The following is a 496-nucleotide window of genomic DNA, read 5'->3' as shown; positions in this document are numbered from 1 at the left end:
CGGTAGTATAGGTGTAAACCGGGTTGGTAGCAGACGAGGTATCGCCGTTTCCGAAATCCCAAGCATAGACAAGTCCATTTGGATTTTCTGGGTCGTTAGATCCACTGCCGTTAAAGTTCACTTCCAATGGCGCCGTACCGGTCAACGGAGTAGCTGTTGCCTCTGCGGTAGGGGCTTCGTTTTCTTCTACGTTGCCAATGACCTGAACATTCTCGTATACTGCATTGGCAAGTACGCCATCGTTATGTGATGTTGTCGCCAGACCTACAAAGATGCTCTGTCCCATAGGTATGGAAGCACTTCCTACCTGTACCCAGCTTCCATTGGTCTCGGATACGTAAGCTGTGAAGGCATTGCCCGAGCGTACCAACCTGAGGTAATGTGGGAATCCTCCCGGAGCTAGGGCTGGGGCGGTAAAGTTGCCGCTGCCCATATTTGCGCCTTTGGTAGGTCTATGTTGGAAACTGTATCCAGGACCTCCAACACTGTTGGGGTT

At 51.4% G+C, this 496-nt stretch carries 1 protein-coding gene; it reads right to left on the bottom strand.

Going from position 1 to position 496, the window contains the following annotated elements; all coding sequences use genetic code 11:
• Nucleotides 1-433 (bottom strand): PKD domain-containing protein (locus MWU82_RS24115; protein ID WP_247098314.1); only part of this gene is annotated, 433 nt, incomplete at its 3' end.
• Between the last annotated feature and the right edge of the window lie 63 nt (nucleotides 434-496).

The organism is Arenibacter sp. S6351L, from assembly GCF_023016025.1.
Lineage (GTDB): Bacteria > Bacteroidota > Bacteroidia > Flavobacteriales > Flavobacteriaceae > Arenibacter > Arenibacter algicola_B.
The sequence above is the reverse complement of the archived record's forward strand: the minus strand, read 5'-3'. Positions and strand labels throughout refer to the sequence as shown.